Raw genomic sequence first — 14483 nt, 5'->3', positions numbered from 1 at the left:
ACTTTCTCCATGACGCAGACGAGCTACACCGCAGCCGACCTGACCACCGACGACGACCTGATGGCCCGCGCCATCGCCGCCGGGGCGAACACCACCGAGGAGGCCCTGGCCTACCTCAACGGCCCGTTCCAGCGGCGCGAGGTTCCCGCCGCCGAGGTCACCGCCCAGATGATCGCCACCGACCGGGACTTCGTCGTGATCACCCCGACCGGCCGCCTGATCGGTGACAAGCCCAGCCTGAGCTTCGGCCTGGGCAGCTGGGACGGCGACACCGAGGGATTCGCCGAGTGGCTGCGCACGCAGCCCTGACCTGAGCATCTACGCTCACCGAAGGCCCGCTTCCCCCTGACCCCGGGGAGCGGGCCTTTCGCATGTCTCGTTGACACAGTTGACAGCATCTGCCATAGTCACGGCATGACGCACACACCTGACACGAGCATCTGATGGGCGGCAAGCACCGTGCCCCCGAGCCCGCCGAGCTGGCCCGCTGGGTCCAGGGCCTGGACGGCGGCCTGCACATCCCGGACCCGAAGCAGAAGGGCACCGCCCTGTGCGGCCAGCCCCAGGGGCCCGACGGCCCCGGGGGCTCGGTCATCGCACGGTCCTGCGTGACCTGCGCGGCCAAGGTGGAGGAGGCCCCGGGTGGCTGAGCCCACCGCAGCCGAGGAGAACCGCGCCCGGGACCTGGTGCAGACGCAGCGGGCCCTGGGGCACTCCCTGGACATCGCCGACATCGCCGGTGCGATGGCCGAGGCGCGGGAGGAGCGGGAGGAGGCGCTGAACCAGATCCTCCACGCAGCCGGGATCGACTACCCGCTGGGCCTGCGCGGCGTCCGGGACCTTGTCAACCAGCGGGACGGCCACATCGACCGCGCCGAGGAGTCCGAGTTCAAGCTGGCCCGGGTCGAGGCACTGGTCCGGGAGGTCAGCACGGACCAGGTGCCCGTGGTCGGAGTGGCCGAGCTGCGGGCGGCGCTGGGCATGGACGTGCCCGGATGAGCCGGACCGCACGGAGCAAGTACTACGTCCAGTCGGTCACGGACCTCTCCGACGGCGTCCTGCGCTGCAAGGCCTACGGGCACAGCTGGGAGCAGGGCCCTGTCAACCGGTTCTCACCGGTCGGCCGGGAGGTCTGGGTGGTGAAGCTGCGCTGCACGTCGTGCCCGAAGGTCCGCACCGACTACGTCGAGCCGGGGACCTTCGAGCTGGACAACCGGCACTACACGAAGGTCCCGGGTTTCACCGTCATCGACCCCACGGACAAGACGGACCTCCGCGAGGAGGCCATCCGGCGGCAGCGCGCCCGGCAGCTCAACCGGGACGTGCCGGTGCTCAGCGAGAGGCAGCAGAGCGCGTGAGCGACCCTGGAAGGCATGAGCCACCTCGTGCTGGAGCAGGTCACCCGGGAGATCCGGCTGGAGCCGGAGGGGAACTGGGAGCTGCCCCGCACGGTGACCGGCGGGCTGCCGGTCAGGGAGGTCACCGCCCAGTGGTGGCGTGCCGAGGGGACGGGGGCCTGGCGGCTGTCCTGGGTCATCTTCGCCGACCGGCACGGCAACGCCGTGCGGACCGGGACCGCCGGGGGCGGCCAGACGCCGATCCGCTACCTGGGGGACCTGGTCCGGCACCGGGGACCCGGAGACCGGCCGGTGGACCAGATGCCCGGCTGGCTGGCGGAGCTGCTGGAGGAGTGGGTCCCGGCGGTCTGACCCCGCAGGCCGGGGACGTGGGGATGCCCGGGGTCTGGTGGTGCTGGCAGTGCAACACCCGGGCCTGCGGCGTCCCCTGGGGGCCGCCCACCTCGGAGCTGATCTTCGAGCACATGGACCGGGAGCACCCGGTCGAGGCGGATGGAGGGGGAGAGATGAAGCTGAGCACGGTTGACACGGGTCAGGCCCCGGAGGTGCTGGAGGCTGATGACACCGTGCCGGTGGAGAAGCTGGCGCACTGGCTGCACGGGGAGTTCGGCGGGCCGCACAGCTGGCGCAGCCAGCTGGAGGAGACCCGGCAGCGGTACCGGCAGACAGCGCGGGCCCTGATGTCCGAGCTGCCGGAGCTGTTCCGGTGAGCGGCGTGCGGGAGCTGCTGGACACACCCGTCACCGGGCTGGACCTGCTGATCGTCTGGCTGGCCTGGGTGGCCTACCGGATGCTGCGGGCGCTGGGGCAGCTGCTGGGCGCGGTGACAGCGGACCGGAGCACCGACGGCGGGGCGGCAGGACGCCGGATCCGGGCCCAGGACGCCGCGATCCAGGCGCAGGCCCAGCGCGATCGGGAGGTGGCGCGGTGAGCACTGCGGGGACGGCCACCGGGCCGGACAACCTCCCGCACGAGCGGGTGGAGTACGCGATCTGGTTCTGGGTGCCCTCCCAGCAGGTCGGGGAGCTGGTGGTCCAGCGCAACCGGGAGGCCGCCGACCAGTGGCTGGGTGGCACCGAGCAGACAGCAGACCTGGAGATCACGCTGATGGAGCGCACTGTGAAGGTCGGCCCGTGGGTGAGCACGCGATGAGCTGCGTGTTCTGCGAGATCGCGGCGGGGCGGGCCGAGGCGGACGTGCTCTGCGACTGGGGGGACGCCCTGGCCATCGTGCCGCTGAACCCGGTGTCGCTGGGGCACACGCTGGTGATCCCGAAACGGCACGTGGCTGACGCCCTGGAGGATCCGGTGACCACCGGCCTGGTGATGGCTCGGGCGGCGGCGTTCGCGGCCGGGCAGGGCGCGCACGGCTACAACCTGATCACCAGTGTGGGCTCGGTGGCCACCCAGACCGTGATGCACCTGCACGCGCACGTCGTGCCCCGGCGTCCGGGGGACGGCCTGGCGCTGCCGTGGACGGGCCAGGAGAAGCGGACCTACCGCGAGGGCCTGGACGACGGCTACCGGATGGGGGTGGGCGAGTGAGCAGCCGGGCCGAGATCGAGGCGCTGCGGCCGGTGCTGCTGGCGCACCACCCCGTGATGCGCTCGGAGGACGGGCCGTTCTCGGGGTGCCGCTGCGGGCAGGTGCGGCTCGGGGAGGACGTGATCGCGCACGTCGCTGCGGAGCTGGTGGCGGCCCAGGCGCTGGAGCTGGTGTCGCTGCGGTACCGGATCGCGGTGCTGCTGGAGAAGTACCAGGGGCAGCTGCCGGTGGAGCTGGCCCAGGTGCTGGACGTGGACCCCTCGTGAGCGTCGCGGAGGAGAGCGGGCACCAGCACGTCTGGTGGAACGGCACCGACCGCCCGTACTACTGCCGGACGTGCGGGGAGCCGAAGCCTGTCACCCGGCCGTCCGAGCCCCCGGCCGAGGCGCAGCAGGACGACGGCCCCATCGACTTCGCGGCCGAGGCTGACCGGGTCGCCGGTCTCTACCACCGGGCTGACCGCGACGACCTGGAGCAGGGCATCCACGCCAGCCTGGTCAACCTGTCCGAGGTGATCGCCGCCCAACGGGCTGCTGACACGGAGGCGCTGCGGCGGGTGCGGGAGCTGGCCGACCGCTGGGACGACGAGGACTGGACCCTCAACGGCCCGGTCGTGGCGGCCGAGATCCGCGCCGCCCTGGACGGGGTCGCGGAGTGAGCAGCTGGGAGAGCTGCCCGCGCGGGCACGCCAGCCAGGCCCAGCACCTGCTGGACTGCCCCGCCGAACCGCCGGACGCGCTGGCCGTGCTCGGGCGCAGGGTGGCGGGGGTGCTGCTGGACCCGGGGTCCTGGCAGCCCGGGGTGGTCCGGGACGTGCTGGAGCGGCAGCAGCAACGGCATCGGAGGTCGGGCAGATGAAGCGCTGGCTGCGGTACTGGGTGGGGCGCTACCGGCTGGCCTGGAAGTACTGCCCGGTGTGCAACTCCAGCCCGCCGAAGATGGGGTGCTGGGTCTGCGAGGGCAGCTACGACTACGGCTCCAGCCCCAGCGGCCTGGGTGGGCCGCTGTCGGCGGAGCGCGCTCTGCTGTGGCGGACCCGCTGGGACAGGGTGATGGGCCGGTGAGCCGCCCCGTTCCCCGGCCGCCGAAGAAGCTGTGTCGGCACGGCTACCTGATCGGCAAGTGCAAGGCGCGGGAGTGCCGGGTCGGCGGGGAGGCGGTTGACACCGGAGCTGGCGAGGAGCAGATCTTCTGCCCGTTCACCGGGGACGGCCGGTGCATCGCCAGCTGCGTGTCGGTGCGGGAACGGCTGTGCGTGACCGGCGAGGAGGGGGAGGAGGAGTTCTGATGGACGAGATGGAACTGCTGGCGATGGCCGAGCAGCTGAAGCAGACCCTGTCGGGGCTCTCGGACGTGATGAAGGGGCAGGTCCAGGGCCTGATGGCGGAAGGCTGGACGGAGGTCCAGGCCAAGGAGGTCGTGGTGGCGATGATGGTCGGCGCGCTGCGGGGGCAGCGGTGAGCGCCGTCTGCCTCGCGGTGTCGCTGTTGCTGCTGCTGGCGCTGATCGGTGCGCTGCCCGGATCCCGGCGGAGCGGCGGCGGGCAGCGGAAGGTCAGGAACGCGCCCGCGCTGAAGGTCCAGGACAAGATCCCGGGACCGCCACCGAGGGGGAGGAAGCCGTGAAGAAGCCGCTGAGCGGCAAGGGGCGGGATGTCGAGGTGTTCGTGGACTCGGGGATTCCCGGGAGGCCGCTGATCGCGCTCGGGATGGAGGTCGGAGAGGCGGATCTGGCGTGGATGGCGGAGGCGCGGGTCAGGTCCGTGGAGCTGGCCAGGGCGCGGGGGCACCTGCGGTCGTGAGCGTCAGCGGGGCGGGGCATCCGGTCGAGGTCGGCTGGCAGGGGCCGGAGGAGTCCGAGCAGTACCCGATGGACCAGGCCTGGAGCCTGTGGATGGTCTGCCGGGGCTGCGGGGTCTACCGCACGTCCCGGATCTCGGCCGGGATCGCGCTGAACGTGGACCTGGCCGAGAAGATCGAGGAGCTGATCCTGGGTGACCTGCATCCGCCGTCGCCGTCCCCGTCCTGAGAGTGGTGGACCAGAGCGGCACGCGCTGTCAACCTGACCGGATCCCGTTCGACGGGAGCGGGCGGCAGGTGGGTGGGATCTGATGGCGGAGCGGAAGCAGGACGTGCTGGAGCTGGGACCGGAGCCCGAGGACCCTCCCGATCGCCGGGGGAGGAAGGGCTGGGCCAGCGGATCGAGGTGGCGGCTGGCGGTCGTGCTGGTGCTGATCCTGGCGGTGGCTTTCCTGAGTCGGGGGTTCTGGGGGTCGAGCCCGGCAGAGCTGGGCGGGCAGTCGCAGGGCGTGGAGCAGGTCGTCGTCGGGGAGACGGATCTCGGGTCGCCGGAGATCCAGACGGTGGCATCCGGGGTGCCGTCCAACGGCTACGTGACGGTGGTGAAGAACCGGCTGCACTGCTGGCTGGTGGTCGCCGGGACCGGCGGCATGTCGGTCGAGGTGAACTGCAAGAAGTTCAAGCTGCTGCCGAAGGCGGTCCGCAAGACGGCGGGTGCCTGCGCCGTCGGGGTGGCGGGAGCGTTCCTGGGTGGAGCGCCGCTGATCACCGGGTGCTTCACGGCGTCGCTGGGGGTGATCCCCTGGGACAAGGGCTGAGAGAACTGCTGGTCAGGGCCCCTTCTCCGGGATGGAGGAGGGGCCCTCTGCATTCCTGGCGGTTGACATGGCGGAGGGGGACGCGATCAAGATCATCATGTTTTCGGGGTCCCGCTGCGGAGGGGGGTGGCCGAGTAAAAACCAAGATCCAAACCATTCCAAATCAAGATCAACTGACCATAGCCGGATTCGGGAGTCCCAGTCGGAGCACACGAGCACAGGCACACTCGGATTCGTGCGAGCACCCACCCCTGCCCGGCGTCACCCCTCCGTGCACGACGCCCGCCCCACCCTGCACCGGGGGGTCCTGCTCCGCTCCGCCCTGGAGGCCCGCTGGGCCCGCTGCCTGGACCTGGCAGGGGTCCCCTGGGCCTACGAGCCCCGGCGCGTGGTGCTGCCAGGGGGCGGCTGGTACCTGCCGGACTTCCAGCTGCCGGGGGCGCGCGCCTGGCTGGAGGTCAAGGGCCCGCACTTCCAGCGCATGGCCAAGGTGGCGGGGCTGGCCCGCCTGGAGGGGCGGCAGGGCCTGGTGCTGGTGGGCACGGCCCCCGGCGTGGCCTGGCGGATGCTGCCCGCTGGGAAGCCCCAGGACGCCGAGATCGCGTGGGGCAAGTGCCGGTGCCGGGAGGTGGCTGTCGGCCCGGCCACGCGGCGCACACGGCGAGGGCGGCCTGCTCTGGAGTTGAGCTGCCGCGCCTGCGGTGGGGGATGCTGGGCACAGGGCGTGCTGGGCTGGTGACTGATGAGGGTGGGCCGATGAGCGCGGCTGATGAGCTGATGAGCGCTGATGAGCTGATGAGCGATGAGCTGATGAGCGATGGCTGAGCCCTCGAAGTCCCCGGCTGTCCAGGGCGGGCCCGAGCACATCCAGACCGCGTGGAAGGTGCTGGCGGGCGGCGCACCGGTGGCGGCATCTGCCCTGGTTGACATCGCTGAGAACGGCAAGTCCGAGGTGGCCAGGGTCCAGGCGGCCACGGCCATCCTGGACAGGGTCGGCCTGGCCCCGCCGAAGGAGGTCCACTTCAGGGTGGTGCCGCAGGAGGCCGAGGACTACGGCCTGACCACCCAGCTGTCGCCCGCTGAGGTGATCAGGAAGCGGCTGAAGGACCTGAAGGGCCCGACGCAGGCGCTGATGTCCAGCGCTGAGCAGACCGGCGCGATGGCTGATGCGCTCGGTCTGCTCGATGACGACGAGGGCGAGATCGTTGAGGCCGAGCTGATGCCGATGAGCGAGGGTGAGGGCCACCCTGGCGCTCCCAGCGATCCGGAGGACTGGGGCAACCCGTGGGCGTAGGGCTGATCGTGGGGGTCGTGGCGGCCGTCTGGGCGGCTGTGGTGGGCGCGCTGCTGTGGTTCACGCACCGCCTGGTGAAGCTCAACCGCTCCAGGCGGCCGAGGGCGGACATCGAGTCGATGGACCAGCTCTGGCGCGAGCTGGACAGCATCGGCCGGTGAACACGATCGCCTGGGTCCTGATCTGCTGGGGATGTCTCGGCCTGGGCGTGCTGATCGGCTTCTTCGCACGCCGTTCAGCTGATGAGCGTTCGAGCGCCGATCAGCCCGTGTCAACCGGCCCTGACCTGCACGTTCTCCCAGCGGTTGACGCAGCTGGGGCTGACTCGAAGACCGCTGAGATCCCTGTCCAGGCCCGGCTGAACGCTGTCCCACACGTTCGTGATGCTGTCCCAGACCCTGCTGATAACCCCGGTTATCAGCCCGGCCGGGAGACCAGGGCTGAGCGCAGACGGCGCATGGGGGAGCGGGACTGATGGACGTGCTGCTGTCCAGCTTCGGGATCTTGATGTGGGCGGGCTCGGTGATGCTGGCCGCGTTCGCGGGCTGGAGCCTGTCCTGGGCCCACGGCTTCTGGCGCGGTGTGCGCTGGGCACGTGGACGTGATGAGGGGGCCAGCGCGCCGCCTGAGCCGCCCGCTCCCGGCCTCTGAGGGGGTTCCGGGCCCGGACATGCCAGAAGCCCGTCAGCTGATGCTGACGGGCTTCTGAGCGGGTTGATCAGTTGAGGGGCTGGGGCCCGCAGATCCGGTTGCCCATCGTGGCGCAGTCCCAGCGGGGGTCGTCCTCCTGGATGACCTCGGCGGGGTTGCTCTCCGGGTCGGTGCGGAACGTCTGGTCGGCGTAGAAGTCCGAGGTCACGCAGGTGCCGTCCTCGGCGGTCAGCATCGCGTAGTCGGCGCAGGCGATCGGGTGCTCGGCGCGGTACTGCGCCGCCTCGGCCTGGTCGGCCGGGGTGGCCCAGGCGTCGAACGGCACGGGGTTGGTCGCGGGCAGCAGCTCATCGGTGGTCGGGATCGAGGTCCCAGCGCCGTTGCGCTGAACCGGCTCAGACGCCGCAGGACGGGCTGAGATCGCCTGGGGGATGTCCGTGGTCCCAGCAGGGGCTGCGAGGGCCGGAGCGGCCAGCTGGGACGGCTGAGCGGCGATCTGCGCCTGGGCCCTCGGCTCGGCCACCGGCTCTGCGGTCATCTGGGCCAGGGTCTGGGTCGGCTGAGCCTGCGCAGCGGCTGCGGTCTGCGCGCCGCTGGTCGGCCAGATGGCCAGCACCAGGGCGATGAACGCCAGCGCCACCACGGCGCTGATGATGCTGATCTTGGTTACGGGCTGGAAGTCCTCGTTCTGCGTCATGCACTGAGTATCGGCTGACGTGTCAACAAACTCAACTAGAAACGCTCACCGAGTTCAAGATCTTTCGGCGGGGGTCGCCCGTCTGCGCGTGCCTACGCGCCCGCGCGCATGTACGCGCGCGAGGCTGAGCATCTCGATCGCCGCACCAGCCCTCCTCCAGGCCCCCGACCACCTCCCCGGCAGCGGCCTCCTCCAGCTCACGGCGACCTCCCCTGCTTCCGGGCCTGGGCCCTCGTCTCCCGCTCGACCGCCTTGAAGATGTCCCCGGCCGGTCCCGACCGGATGACCGCCGTCAGCAGGTCCCCCGGCCGGTACCCGTCCACCCACTTCCGCCAGCACAGCTCGCACCTCCCCAGGTGCCCGGCCACCGCCGTGATCAGCACCAGGTCGATCTGCCCCTGGAGCGCCGCCGCTCCCGCCTCCCTGGTCACCACCTCCAGCACGGCCGCCTTCGCCGCCACCTCCGCCCGTGCCGCCTCCCAGACCTGCGTCGCATGGGCCCTCGACTCCCGGGCCCCCACGGGCAGCCCCCGCCCCTTGGCCTTCAGCTCCCCGACCCGTCGCGTCGCCCGCTCGGCGGGCGTCATCCGCCCCCTGCGCACCGGCTGACCGGCCATCACCCACCACCCCCGCCGCTTCGCCCCACCGTTCCGCCCCCATTTCGCCCACCGTTTCGCCCAGCAAAACCGCAGGTCAGACCCATTTCGCCCCATTCCGCCCATTTCGCCCAGTAATCTGCATAAGAAGTATTACTACTCTCTCTCAACACGGGTCACGTCACGCAAGCGCGCGCGACGCACACACAGTGACGATCACCTCCTCCGACATCTGCCCCCGGGCGAAACGGGCGAAATGGGCGAAATGGGCCCTGACCTGCACTTTCGTCCGGGCGAAGCAAGGGCGGAACAGGGGCGAAACGGGCGAAACGGCAAACACCCCGCCTGACCTGCACAGATACAGCCACTGCAACGACAAGGGGCCCCCGCCGGACGGCGAGGGCCCCTCATCACTGCTCACGCTCCGTGACAACGATCAGCTGCCTCCAGGGCCCATCTTCTGCACCGCCTGATGCCCGGCCGGGGTGAGCCGGTAGGTCGGCGCGGCCTTGCCGGTGGCGTCCAGCTTCGCGCCGGGCAGGGTGAACCTCTCGACCAGCTCCCCCGCGTTGGCCAGCTCATCGAGGACCCGGCGCATCTCGGCACCCAGGCCGCTGATCTTCTTCCCGCCCTTGACCACCGCGCGGGCCCGCTCGGAGATCTGCGACCCGGTGAAGCCAGCCATCGCACTAGGCCCGTCCCCGAGCGCCGCCATCGCCCGCAGCACCGCGCCGCGCTTGGTGAGGTCGATCCCTTTGCTGTTCTTCAGGGCCGACTCCTCGACCAGCTCACTGATGTTCGAGGACCGGCGCTCGCTCATCACCGAGGTCCACCCCGACCACAGCCAGGGCATCAACCGGCAGGCCACGTCCTGAATGTGCGCGGTGTCAACCGTTGCGGTGTCCGGAGAATCCGCCAGCGACAGCAGGGCAGCCAGCCGCATGACGTGGTCGGTGAACCGGGCGACCAGCGGGTGGTAGCTGTAGGACAGCCCCGCATCGACCTGGTCGGCCTCGCGCAGCGCCCTGCGCAGCTCCAGCAGCATGTTCTGCACCCGGACGAAGGCGTCCTCACCGATCCCCGGCTCCAGCTCGATCAGCTCCCGGGCCACCTCCGAGGGCTCCTTCAGCGCCGACGCCGCACCGGCGGTGGTCTCCCAGGCGTACCGGATGCCCTTGGTCGCCCGGTACTCGTTGGACCGGTCCACGAGGACCCGCATCTTCTCCTCGGCCAGCAGGCGGCAGTTCAGCAGGCCACTGCCCTCTCCCGGCTTCGGCTTCGGCTTGAAGGTGAACGACTCCGGGATCTCGGCCTCGGGCATCCGCCACAGCCACGCGCGGCCGAAGACGCCCTTGTCGGTGAACTCGTCGTAGCCCCGGGCCGACACCGCCGTGTACTCGGTGAAGGCGTTGGGCTGCACGAAGATCAGGAACGGCATCGACGCCTCGGGCATGTAGAGGTGCGAGTCCCCAGAGGCGCGGTCGGTTGACAGGGTCTCCTGGTCCCAGGTGCGGACGAACAACCCCAGCGACCCCGCGCCCCCCTTGGCATAGGCACCGACCTCGCGCAGGACATCCGATTCACCGGTGAGCAGCACGCGGTGCCCGCCGTTGGCGATGAGCTTGTTCCGGATGCCCTCCTGCGTGCCGTTGTCGGCGAAGGTGCTGGCACAGACCCCACCGGCGAAGACCTTGGCGTAGAGGTCGGCGAACTTGTCCGTGGAGATCCCGTCGTGGCCAGCCGCCTCCTTGGCCAGCTGCTGCTGCACCGCGCACCACTCACGCCGCCTGGCCACGCCCCAGGCCATCGCGCGCTCCAGCGGCCCACGGCCCTCCTTCAGCACGGTGGACTTGCGGGCCCCCGACTCCGCGATCCCCAGGAACTGGAAGACCAGCGGCACGTGCGCCGGGGTCCAGTCCTCGGAGTACAGCGGCGCGAGGAACGCGCCCTGGGTGGCCCCGGAGTAGGCAGCCAGCAGCACGGGCATGATCATCGCCACGTCCACACTGTTGGCCTCGGCGAACAACCGCGCGTGCTTCTCCACGGTCCGGTCAGTCCCGTAGCCCTCCCCGAGCATCCCCTCCAGCGGGTCCACCCCGGACTTGATCATCGTGACGATCCGCGCCGTGGCCGCCGTCCACGGGTCCTGCACCTTCCCTGCATCCCCCTGCACCCCGGGTCAGTCCTTGACCTGGGTCTGCTTGCGCAGCGCCGCCAGGCCGGAGCCCAGCCCCGACTCCACCGTCGCTCGAACTCCGTGCGTGCCCACTGCTTCCCCCACCTCGATGATCCGCGCGCGCACCGTGTCCACCGGCCATCCAGCTGCGATGCACCGTGACCCGCTGAAGTACGCGGCCTGATTCAGCGCGTTGTTGCGCCCCTGACCTGCACCCATGCGCTCCAGCCGCGCCAGCCAGCGCTCCAGCTCCGCCCAGGTCATCTCCAGCTCGGCGTCCTCCCCCGAGAACGTCAGCCCCTCCAGCGAGATCTCGCCGCCGCCGGACCGCTCACTGATCCAGCCCTGGAGCCACTGGTCCCCCATGTCAACCGACCACGGGGCGTTGCCGCCGTCCTTCTTGTCCCCGGCCGGGACCATCCGCCACGGCGGCATCCCCACGAGCGCGCGCGCGAGGACAGCGCCGAACTCCCGGCGCGAGATCCAGCGCCGTTCAGCGGCCGACCCCGGCCAGACCGCGTACCGGTTGCTCCCGGTCCGCACGTCCACCAGGAAGCCCCGGCGACCGGCCTTCTTCTCGTCGGTGCCGTCCCAGCCCCCGAGCGGCCCCAGCCAGCTGGCCATCCACTCGTTGACCGCCTTCTGCGACCAGCCCGGCACGTCCAGCCAGACGTGGTAGCCGCGAGGCGAGGTGCTGACCCCGATGATCTTGTCCTTCGGCACGGTGAACGACATCCGGGCGAAGTCCCGCAGCGCGCGCGGCCCGTCGATGTCGATCAGGAGGAGGTCGTCCAGCACGACCCCGAGCTGCCGCGCGCCTCCGGGTGGCCCGAAGCGGTCCAGCAGCTCCACGTACTCCAGGGCGTCGGCCGCCCCGTGCACGAAGCCGTACTGCTCACCGTCAACCCGCACCGTCCAGGGGTGCTTCCCCGGCCGCTGGCAGGACCCCACGGACGCCACCGGCGACTCCACCGACCGCACGGTGCCGCGCCAGCAGCAGCACTCGCCGAGGCTGTCCCGGTTCCAGACCAGCATCCAGCGCTCGCCCGCCAGCGCCCCGTCACCGGGCACCGGACCCGGCTCGATCACCTGCTCCAGCCTCCGCACGCTCCGTGCGGGCCAGCCCTCCGTCAACGCCGCTGTCGCCATCTCATCTCCCCCTGCGATCCCGGTCCGGCCGAAGCCGTCCCGGGACCATCGACACTATCCCGGTGCTCACAGCTGGGCACCGGGCCACTACGTGTTGTGAAGCCCTCAAATAGTCCCGGGCTCAACTGGCCCGGGTGTCCTGCCAGTGGTCCTGAGCTGCACGGACGGCCACCGACTCGTAGAACTCCCGGACGGTCCACTTGCAGTCACGGACCAGACATCGGGCCACGGTCATCCCGTCGTCGTCGCTGATCGCCGCCAGGTGGCCGTCGGCCTCGTGCGCCATGCAGGGCTCCCACATCCGGACCGGGGTGGCCATCGAGTCGATCCAGCAGCCGCAGTCCAGCCGGGTGATGAACAGGGGCCGCCAGTCCTGCCCGCCCCGGTGCTGCCAGGTCCGCCGCGCTGCCGTGGTCACGCCGCACTCTCCCTGGCCGTCTGCTCGCGCTCGCGCTGCCGCGCCAGGAACTCCGAGTCCCGCTCGGCCGCCTTGCGCTGCCGGGCCAGCCGCTTCTTGTGCCGGGCCTCCCAGGCGCGGTCCTCGGTCAGCGCCTGCTCCCAGTCCCGCATGACCTGCTCCAGCGGCACGTAGTCCGGGTCCTCGATCATCTCGTCGTCCCAGGCCAGCGGCGGGAGCCAGCCCTGCCGCGCCGCCCGGTTCCGGGCGTAGGCAGAGCAGCCTGGCGTCATCGACAGCCGGTCGTAGACCCCACGGACGGCCTGGACGGTGGACAGCCAGCACTGGTCGGACCGCTCGCTGGCCAGCTTCTGGACCGTCGTGTGGTTCCAGCCGCCCAGCTCGGTGCCGATCTCGCCGAAGGTCCAGCCGATCGCGGCCAGCGCGCGCAGCCTCCGCCGGGTGCCGATGCTGGAGACCAGCTGCTCGCCCTGCCTCATGCACCGCAGCTTGTAGAGCTGGTGCGCCTTGGACGCCGCGTCCCGGCACGGTTGACAGGACGGCGTCCCGTCCTTCCGGTGCCGCTCGGCACCGGCCCGGCCGCGAGGACTCCGGCACACGTCGTAGCGCATCGGCCCCGGCTCGGACTTCACTCCGCGCGGCATCAGTGCCTGCCCTCAGCCACGGGGGAACCCCCGCCACTGGACCATGACCGAACCCCAGCGCGTGCACACGAGGACGCCGCAGATCAGCCGCAGCTTCAGCCACTGCCGCCGGGGTGTCCGCAGACCCTCGATGTCGCGCTTCAGCACGGACAACCCGTTCGGGTGAGCCCGCAGCACGGTCACCAGGCCGTAGACGTTGCGCGCCCGGCGGGGTGTGAGCCTGACCAGGCACCGACCGCGAAAGTGCAGGTCACGGGCGGGAAGGCTGGCGTACCTCAACCTCTGGATGACGGTTCTGTCAGACCCCCCTGCGAGGGTCAGGTGGCGCTTGAAGTTGCTCATGCCGTTCACTCTAACGGGTATGTTAGATTGCATCAACAACGTCAACTAGATACGGATCTCAGATGACTCAGACGAGACACCCTCTCGCCGCCAAGATCTTCGTGATGGACACGGCCAAGCACGAGATGACCGTGCTCCACGACGACGGCCTGTACCGGCACCTGACCTTCCGGCGACCGGACACCGGCCTCTACTGGTTCGACCTGATCACCTGGCCCGGGTCGCTGTGCTTCAACGGCGACATGGGCACCTACGTGTTCAGCCGCGTCGAGGACATGACCACCTTCTTCGGCCGCCCCGGCCAGGACATCAACCCCGGCTACTGGGGCGAGAAGGTCAAGGCCGGGGACATCCGGGCCTACGAGCCGGACCTGGCCCGCCAGCACGTCATCGAGCACTTCCGCGAGTGGGCGGACGAGCACGGCTGGGTGCTGGCCGCGACCCGGGATCTCTGGGACGACATCTGCCACGAGATCCTGGACGGGGAGGTCGAGGAGGACGAGGGCACCTTCCGCTCGGCCGTGGACCGCTTCGAGTGGCAGGGGCACGCCGACCGCTTCCGGTTCTCCGACGCCTGGGAGTGGGACCTGCGCGGCTTCAAGCACCACTTCCTCTGGTCCTGCTTCGCCGTCCAGTGGGGTGTCAACCGGTACCGGGCCGCGCTGCGCCACGACGAGGGGCCCGTGCCCGTCCCCGCGCTACCGCCGGTCCCCCGGGAACCGGCCGTCTCCGCCCCGTCTCCCACGCCTGTCCCGGCCAAGCCCCGGCGGCAGATCACCGTCTCAGCGAAGGAGACCTTCCTGTGATCCGGATCAGTCACGGCACCGCCGCCGTCGAGCTGGAGCCGGTCGCCGAGGTCACCCTGACCCAGCACCAGGGCACCCGGGTCAGCTACGAGCCCAGGGACGTGCTGGACGCTGCTGCGACCGCCCTGCTGGCCGTGAACACCCCGGACGCCGCCGCCTGGGCCGACACCATCTACCGGCTGGCCGCCGGG

31 protein-coding genes are annotated in these 14483 nt (G+C 70.8%); 24 read left to right on the top strand and 7 right to left on the bottom strand.

Translation table 11 applies throughout. The features are described from left to right. Positions 1-9 precede the first annotated feature (9 nt). The 22 genes from VF632_RS24645 to VF632_RS24540 all read left to right on the top strand — a co-directional run bounded on the left by VF632_RS24645 (position 10) and on the right by VF632_RS24540 (position 7464). A complete protein-coding gene (locus VF632_RS24645) occupies positions 10-309 on the top strand; it encodes a hypothetical protein (protein ID WP_331025602.1) in 300 nt (99 codons plus the stop codon). 134 nt (positions 310-443) lie between these two features. Next, a complete protein-coding gene (locus VF632_RS24640; RefSeq protein ID WP_331025601.1) occupies positions 444-650 on the top strand; it encodes a hypothetical protein in 207 nt (68 codons plus the stop codon). Continuing rightward, positions 643-999 (top strand): hypothetical protein, encoded by a 357-nt coding sequence (locus VF632_RS24635; protein WP_331025600.1) that lies wholly within the window; start codon positions 643-645, stop codon positions 997-999. The genes VF632_RS24640 and VF632_RS24635 overlap by 8 nt, the downstream gene beginning before the upstream one ends. Beyond that, entirely contained in the window at positions 996-1358 is a 363-nt protein-coding gene (locus tag VF632_RS24630; protein ID WP_331025599.1) for a hypothetical protein, read from the top strand. The genes VF632_RS24635 and VF632_RS24630 overlap by 4 nt, the downstream gene beginning before the upstream one ends. A gap of 15 nt (positions 1359-1373) precedes the next feature. Beyond that, positions 1374-1709: a hypothetical protein gene (locus VF632_RS24625; protein ID WP_331025598.1), complete on the top strand. Its 336-nt coding sequence runs from the start codon at positions 1374-1376 to the stop codon at positions 1707-1709. Between the two features lie 23 nt (positions 1710-1732). Beyond that, on the top strand, positions 1733-2068 hold the full coding sequence (locus VF632_RS24620) for a hypothetical protein (protein ID WP_331025597.1): 336 nt from the start codon (positions 1733-1735) through the stop codon (positions 2066-2068). Continuing rightward, positions 2065-2289 carry a hypothetical protein gene (locus tag VF632_RS24615; RefSeq protein WP_331025596.1) on the top strand — a complete coding sequence of 75 codons (225 nt, stop codon included), beginning with the start codon at positions 2065-2067 and terminating at the stop codon, positions 2287-2289. Before VF632_RS24620 ends, VF632_RS24615 begins: the two co-directional genes overlap by 4 nt. Continuing rightward, on the top strand, positions 2286-2510 hold the full coding sequence (locus tag VF632_RS24610; protein ID WP_331025595.1) for a hypothetical protein: 225 nt from the start codon (positions 2286-2288) through the stop codon (positions 2508-2510). The genes VF632_RS24615 and VF632_RS24610 overlap by 4 nt, the downstream gene beginning before the upstream one ends. After that, on the top strand, positions 2507-2902 hold the full coding sequence (locus VF632_RS24605; RefSeq protein WP_331025594.1) for an HIT family protein: 396 nt from the start codon (positions 2507-2509) through the stop codon (positions 2900-2902). The genes VF632_RS24610 and VF632_RS24605 overlap by 4 nt, the downstream gene beginning before the upstream one ends. Further along, positions 2899-3168 (top strand): hypothetical protein, encoded by a 270-nt coding sequence (locus tag VF632_RS24600; protein ID WP_331025593.1) that lies wholly within the window; start codon positions 2899-2901, stop codon positions 3166-3168. The genes VF632_RS24605 and VF632_RS24600 overlap by 4 nt, the downstream gene beginning before the upstream one ends. Further along, positions 3165-3560, top strand: coding sequence for a hypothetical protein (locus VF632_RS24595; protein ID WP_331025592.1), 396 nt, complete (start codon positions 3165-3167; stop codon positions 3558-3560). The genes VF632_RS24600 and VF632_RS24595 overlap by 4 nt, the downstream gene beginning before the upstream one ends. Further along, positions 3557-3760, top strand: a complete 204-nt coding sequence (locus tag VF632_RS24590) for a hypothetical protein (RefSeq protein WP_331025591.1) — start codon at positions 3557-3559, stop codon at positions 3758-3760. The genes VF632_RS24595 and VF632_RS24590 overlap by 4 nt, the downstream gene beginning before the upstream one ends. Continuing rightward, on the top strand, positions 3757-3966 hold the full coding sequence (locus tag VF632_RS24585; protein WP_331025590.1) for a hypothetical protein: 210 nt from the start codon (positions 3757-3759) through the stop codon (positions 3964-3966). Before VF632_RS24590 ends, VF632_RS24585 begins: the two co-directional genes overlap by 4 nt. Then, complete coding sequence (locus VF632_RS24580; RefSeq protein ID WP_331025589.1) at positions 3963-4190, top strand: hypothetical protein; 228 nt, start codon at positions 3963-3965, stop codon at positions 4188-4190. The genes VF632_RS24585 and VF632_RS24580 overlap by 4 nt, the downstream gene beginning before the upstream one ends. After that, positions 4190-4363 carry a hypothetical protein gene (locus VF632_RS24575; RefSeq protein ID WP_331025588.1) on the top strand — a complete coding sequence of 58 codons (174 nt, stop codon included), beginning with the start codon at positions 4190-4192 and terminating at the stop codon, positions 4361-4363. Before VF632_RS24580 ends, VF632_RS24575 begins: the two co-directional genes overlap by 1 nt. Positions 4364-4523: 160 nt before the next feature. Next, positions 4524-4703 (top strand): hypothetical protein, encoded by a 180-nt coding sequence (locus VF632_RS24570; RefSeq protein ID WP_331025587.1) that lies wholly within the window; start codon positions 4524-4526, stop codon positions 4701-4703. A gap of 68 nt (positions 4704-4771) precedes the next feature. Then, positions 4772-4930: a hypothetical protein gene (locus VF632_RS24565; protein ID WP_331025586.1), complete on the top strand. Its 159-nt coding sequence runs from the start codon at positions 4772-4774 to the stop codon at positions 4928-4930. An 82-nt stretch (positions 4931-5012) separates the two neighbouring features. Continuing rightward, positions 5013-5519: a hypothetical protein gene (locus tag VF632_RS24560; protein WP_331025585.1), complete on the top strand. Its 507-nt coding sequence runs from the start codon at positions 5013-5015 to the stop codon at positions 5517-5519. A 235-nt stretch (positions 5520-5754) separates the two neighbouring features. Continuing rightward, on the top strand, positions 5755-6258 hold the full coding sequence (locus VF632_RS24555) for a hypothetical protein (protein ID WP_331025584.1): 504 nt from the start codon (positions 5755-5757) through the stop codon (positions 6256-6258). Positions 6259-6336: 78 nt separating this feature from the next. Beyond that, entirely contained in the window at positions 6337-6813 is a 477-nt protein-coding gene (locus tag VF632_RS24550; RefSeq protein WP_331025583.1) for a hypothetical protein, read from the top strand. Further along, the gene (locus VF632_RS24545; protein ID WP_331025582.1) at positions 6804-6974 is read left to right on the top strand and encodes a hypothetical protein; all 171 of its coding nucleotides are present in this window, start codon (positions 6804-6806) and stop codon (positions 6972-6974) included. Before VF632_RS24550 ends, VF632_RS24545 begins: the two co-directional genes overlap by 10 nt. A 313-nt stretch (positions 6975-7287) precedes the next feature. Beyond that, positions 7288-7464, top strand: a complete 177-nt coding sequence (locus VF632_RS24540; RefSeq protein WP_331025581.1) for a hypothetical protein — start codon at positions 7288-7290, stop codon at positions 7462-7464. A gap of 67 nt (positions 7465-7531) precedes the next feature. Here the strand turns inward: VF632_RS24540 and VF632_RS24535 are convergent, their stop codons facing one another. The 7 genes from VF632_RS24535 to VF632_RS24505 all read right to left on the bottom strand — a co-directional run bounded on the left by VF632_RS24535 (position 7532) and on the right by VF632_RS24505 (position 13486). Continuing rightward, positions 7532-8161 (bottom strand): hypothetical protein, encoded by a 630-nt coding sequence (locus tag VF632_RS24535; protein ID WP_331025580.1) that lies wholly within the window; start codon positions 8159-8161, stop codon positions 7532-7534. 197 nt (positions 8162-8358) lie between these two features. After that, positions 8359-8778 (bottom strand): hypothetical protein, encoded by a 420-nt coding sequence (locus VF632_RS24530; protein ID WP_331025579.1) that lies wholly within the window; start codon positions 8776-8778, stop codon positions 8359-8361. A 415-nt stretch (positions 8779-9193) separates the two neighbouring features. Further along, on the bottom strand, positions 9194-10909 hold the full coding sequence (locus VF632_RS24525; RefSeq protein WP_331025578.1) for a DUF3987 domain-containing protein: 1716 nt from the start codon (positions 10907-10909) through the stop codon (positions 9194-9196). Between the two features lie 27 nt (positions 10910-10936). Then, positions 10937-12082, bottom strand: coding sequence for a bifunctional DNA primase/polymerase (locus tag VF632_RS24520; protein ID WP_331025577.1), 1146 nt, complete (start codon positions 12080-12082; stop codon positions 10937-10939). Positions 12083-12203: 121 nt separating this feature from the next. Then, a complete protein-coding gene (locus VF632_RS24515; RefSeq protein WP_331025576.1) occupies positions 12204-12500 on the bottom strand; it encodes a hypothetical protein in 297 nt (98 codons plus the stop codon). Next, positions 12497-13144 carry a hypothetical protein gene (locus VF632_RS24510; RefSeq protein ID WP_331025575.1) on the bottom strand — a complete coding sequence of 216 codons (648 nt, stop codon included), beginning with the start codon at positions 13142-13144 and terminating at the stop codon, positions 12497-12499. Before VF632_RS24510 ends, VF632_RS24515 begins: the two co-directional genes overlap by 4 nt. A gap of 12 nt (positions 13145-13156) precedes the next feature. Next, complete coding sequence (locus VF632_RS24505) at positions 13157-13486, bottom strand: hypothetical protein (protein WP_331025574.1); 330 nt, start codon at positions 13484-13486, stop codon at positions 13157-13159. 62 nt (positions 13487-13548) lie between these two features. On the opposite strand from VF632_RS24505, the gene VF632_RS24500 reads away from it, so the two are divergent. Together VF632_RS24500 and VF632_RS24495 are read left to right on the top strand one after the other, a co-directional pair. Then, positions 13549-14292 (top strand): hypothetical protein, encoded by a 744-nt coding sequence (locus tag VF632_RS24500; RefSeq protein WP_331025573.1) that lies wholly within the window; start codon positions 13549-13551, stop codon positions 14290-14292. Continuing rightward, positions 14289-14483: hypothetical protein (locus tag VF632_RS24495; RefSeq protein WP_331025572.1), on the top strand; the 195-nt coding region annotated here is incomplete at its 3' end. The genes VF632_RS24500 and VF632_RS24495, both read left to right, overlap by 4 nt.

Source organism: Longimicrobium sp. (genome assembly GCF_036388275.1).
In the GTDB taxonomy this organism is placed as follows: Bacteria; Gemmatimonadota; Gemmatimonadetes; order Longimicrobiales; family Longimicrobiaceae; genus Longimicrobium.
This window is presented reverse-complemented; position numbering and strand designations above follow the sequence as displayed.

Excerpts from the sequence above, each read along its gene's own strand:
- VF632_RS24645 (WP_331025602.1), top strand. The coding sequence starts at position 10 with ATGACGCAGACGAGCTACACCGCAGCCGACCTGACCACCGACGACGAC.
- VF632_RS24640 (WP_331025601.1), top strand. The coding sequence starts at position 444 with ATGGGCGGCAAGCACCGTGCCCCCGAGCCCGCCGAGCTGGCCCGCTGG.
- VF632_RS24630 (WP_331025599.1), top strand. The coding sequence starts at position 996 with ATGAGCCGGACCGCACGGAGCAAGTACTACGTCCAGTCGGTCACGGAC.
- VF632_RS24625 (WP_331025598.1), top strand. The coding sequence starts at position 1,374 with ATGAGCCACCTCGTGCTGGAGCAGGTCACCCGGGAGATCCGGCTGGAG.
- VF632_RS24620 (WP_331025597.1), top strand. The coding sequence starts at position 1,733 with ATGCCCGGGGTCTGGTGGTGCTGGCAGTGCAACACCCGGGCCTGCGGC.
- VF632_RS24605 (WP_331025594.1), top strand. The coding sequence starts at position 2,507 with ATGAGCTGCGTGTTCTGCGAGATCGCGGCGGGGCGGGCCGAGGCGGAC.
- VF632_RS24585 (WP_331025590.1), top strand. The coding sequence starts at position 3,757 with ATGAAGCGCTGGCTGCGGTACTGGGTGGGGCGCTACCGGCTGGCCTGG.
- VF632_RS24575 (WP_331025588.1), top strand. The coding sequence starts at position 4,190 with ATGGACGAGATGGAACTGCTGGCGATGGCCGAGCAGCTGAAGCAGACC.
- VF632_RS24565 (WP_331025586.1), top strand. The coding sequence starts at position 4,772 with ATGGACCAGGCCTGGAGCCTGTGGATGGTCTGCCGGGGCTGCGGGGTC.
- VF632_RS24560 (WP_331025585.1), top strand. The coding sequence starts at position 5,013 with ATGGCGGAGCGGAAGCAGGACGTGCTGGAGCTGGGACCGGAGCCCGAG.
- VF632_RS24550 (WP_331025583.1), top strand. The coding sequence starts at position 6,337 with ATGGCTGAGCCCTCGAAGTCCCCGGCTGTCCAGGGCGGGCCCGAGCAC.
- VF632_RS24540 (WP_331025581.1), top strand. The coding sequence starts at position 7,288 with ATGGACGTGCTGCTGTCCAGCTTCGGGATCTTGATGTGGGCGGGCTCG.
- VF632_RS24535 (WP_331025580.1), bottom strand. The coding sequence starts at position 8,161 with ATGACGCAGAACGAGGACTTCCAGCCCGTAACCAAGATCAGCATCATC.
- VF632_RS24530 (WP_331025579.1), bottom strand. The coding sequence starts at position 8,778 with ATGGCCGGTCAGCCGGTGCGCAGGGGGCGGATGACGCCCGCCGAGCGG.
- VF632_RS24520 (WP_331025577.1), bottom strand. The coding sequence starts at position 12,082 with ATGGCGACAGCGGCGTTGACGGAGGGCTGGCCCGCACGGAGCGTGCGG.
- VF632_RS24510 (WP_331025575.1), bottom strand. The coding sequence starts at position 13,144 with ATGCCGCGCGGAGTGAAGTCCGAGCCGGGGCCGATGCGCTACGACGTG.
- VF632_RS24505 (WP_331025574.1), bottom strand. The coding sequence starts at position 13,486 with ATGAGCAACTTCAAGCGCCACCTGACCCTCGCAGGGGGGTCTGACAGA.
- VF632_RS24500 (WP_331025573.1), top strand. The coding sequence starts at position 13,549 with ATGACTCAGACGAGACACCCTCTCGCCGCCAAGATCTTCGTGATGGAC.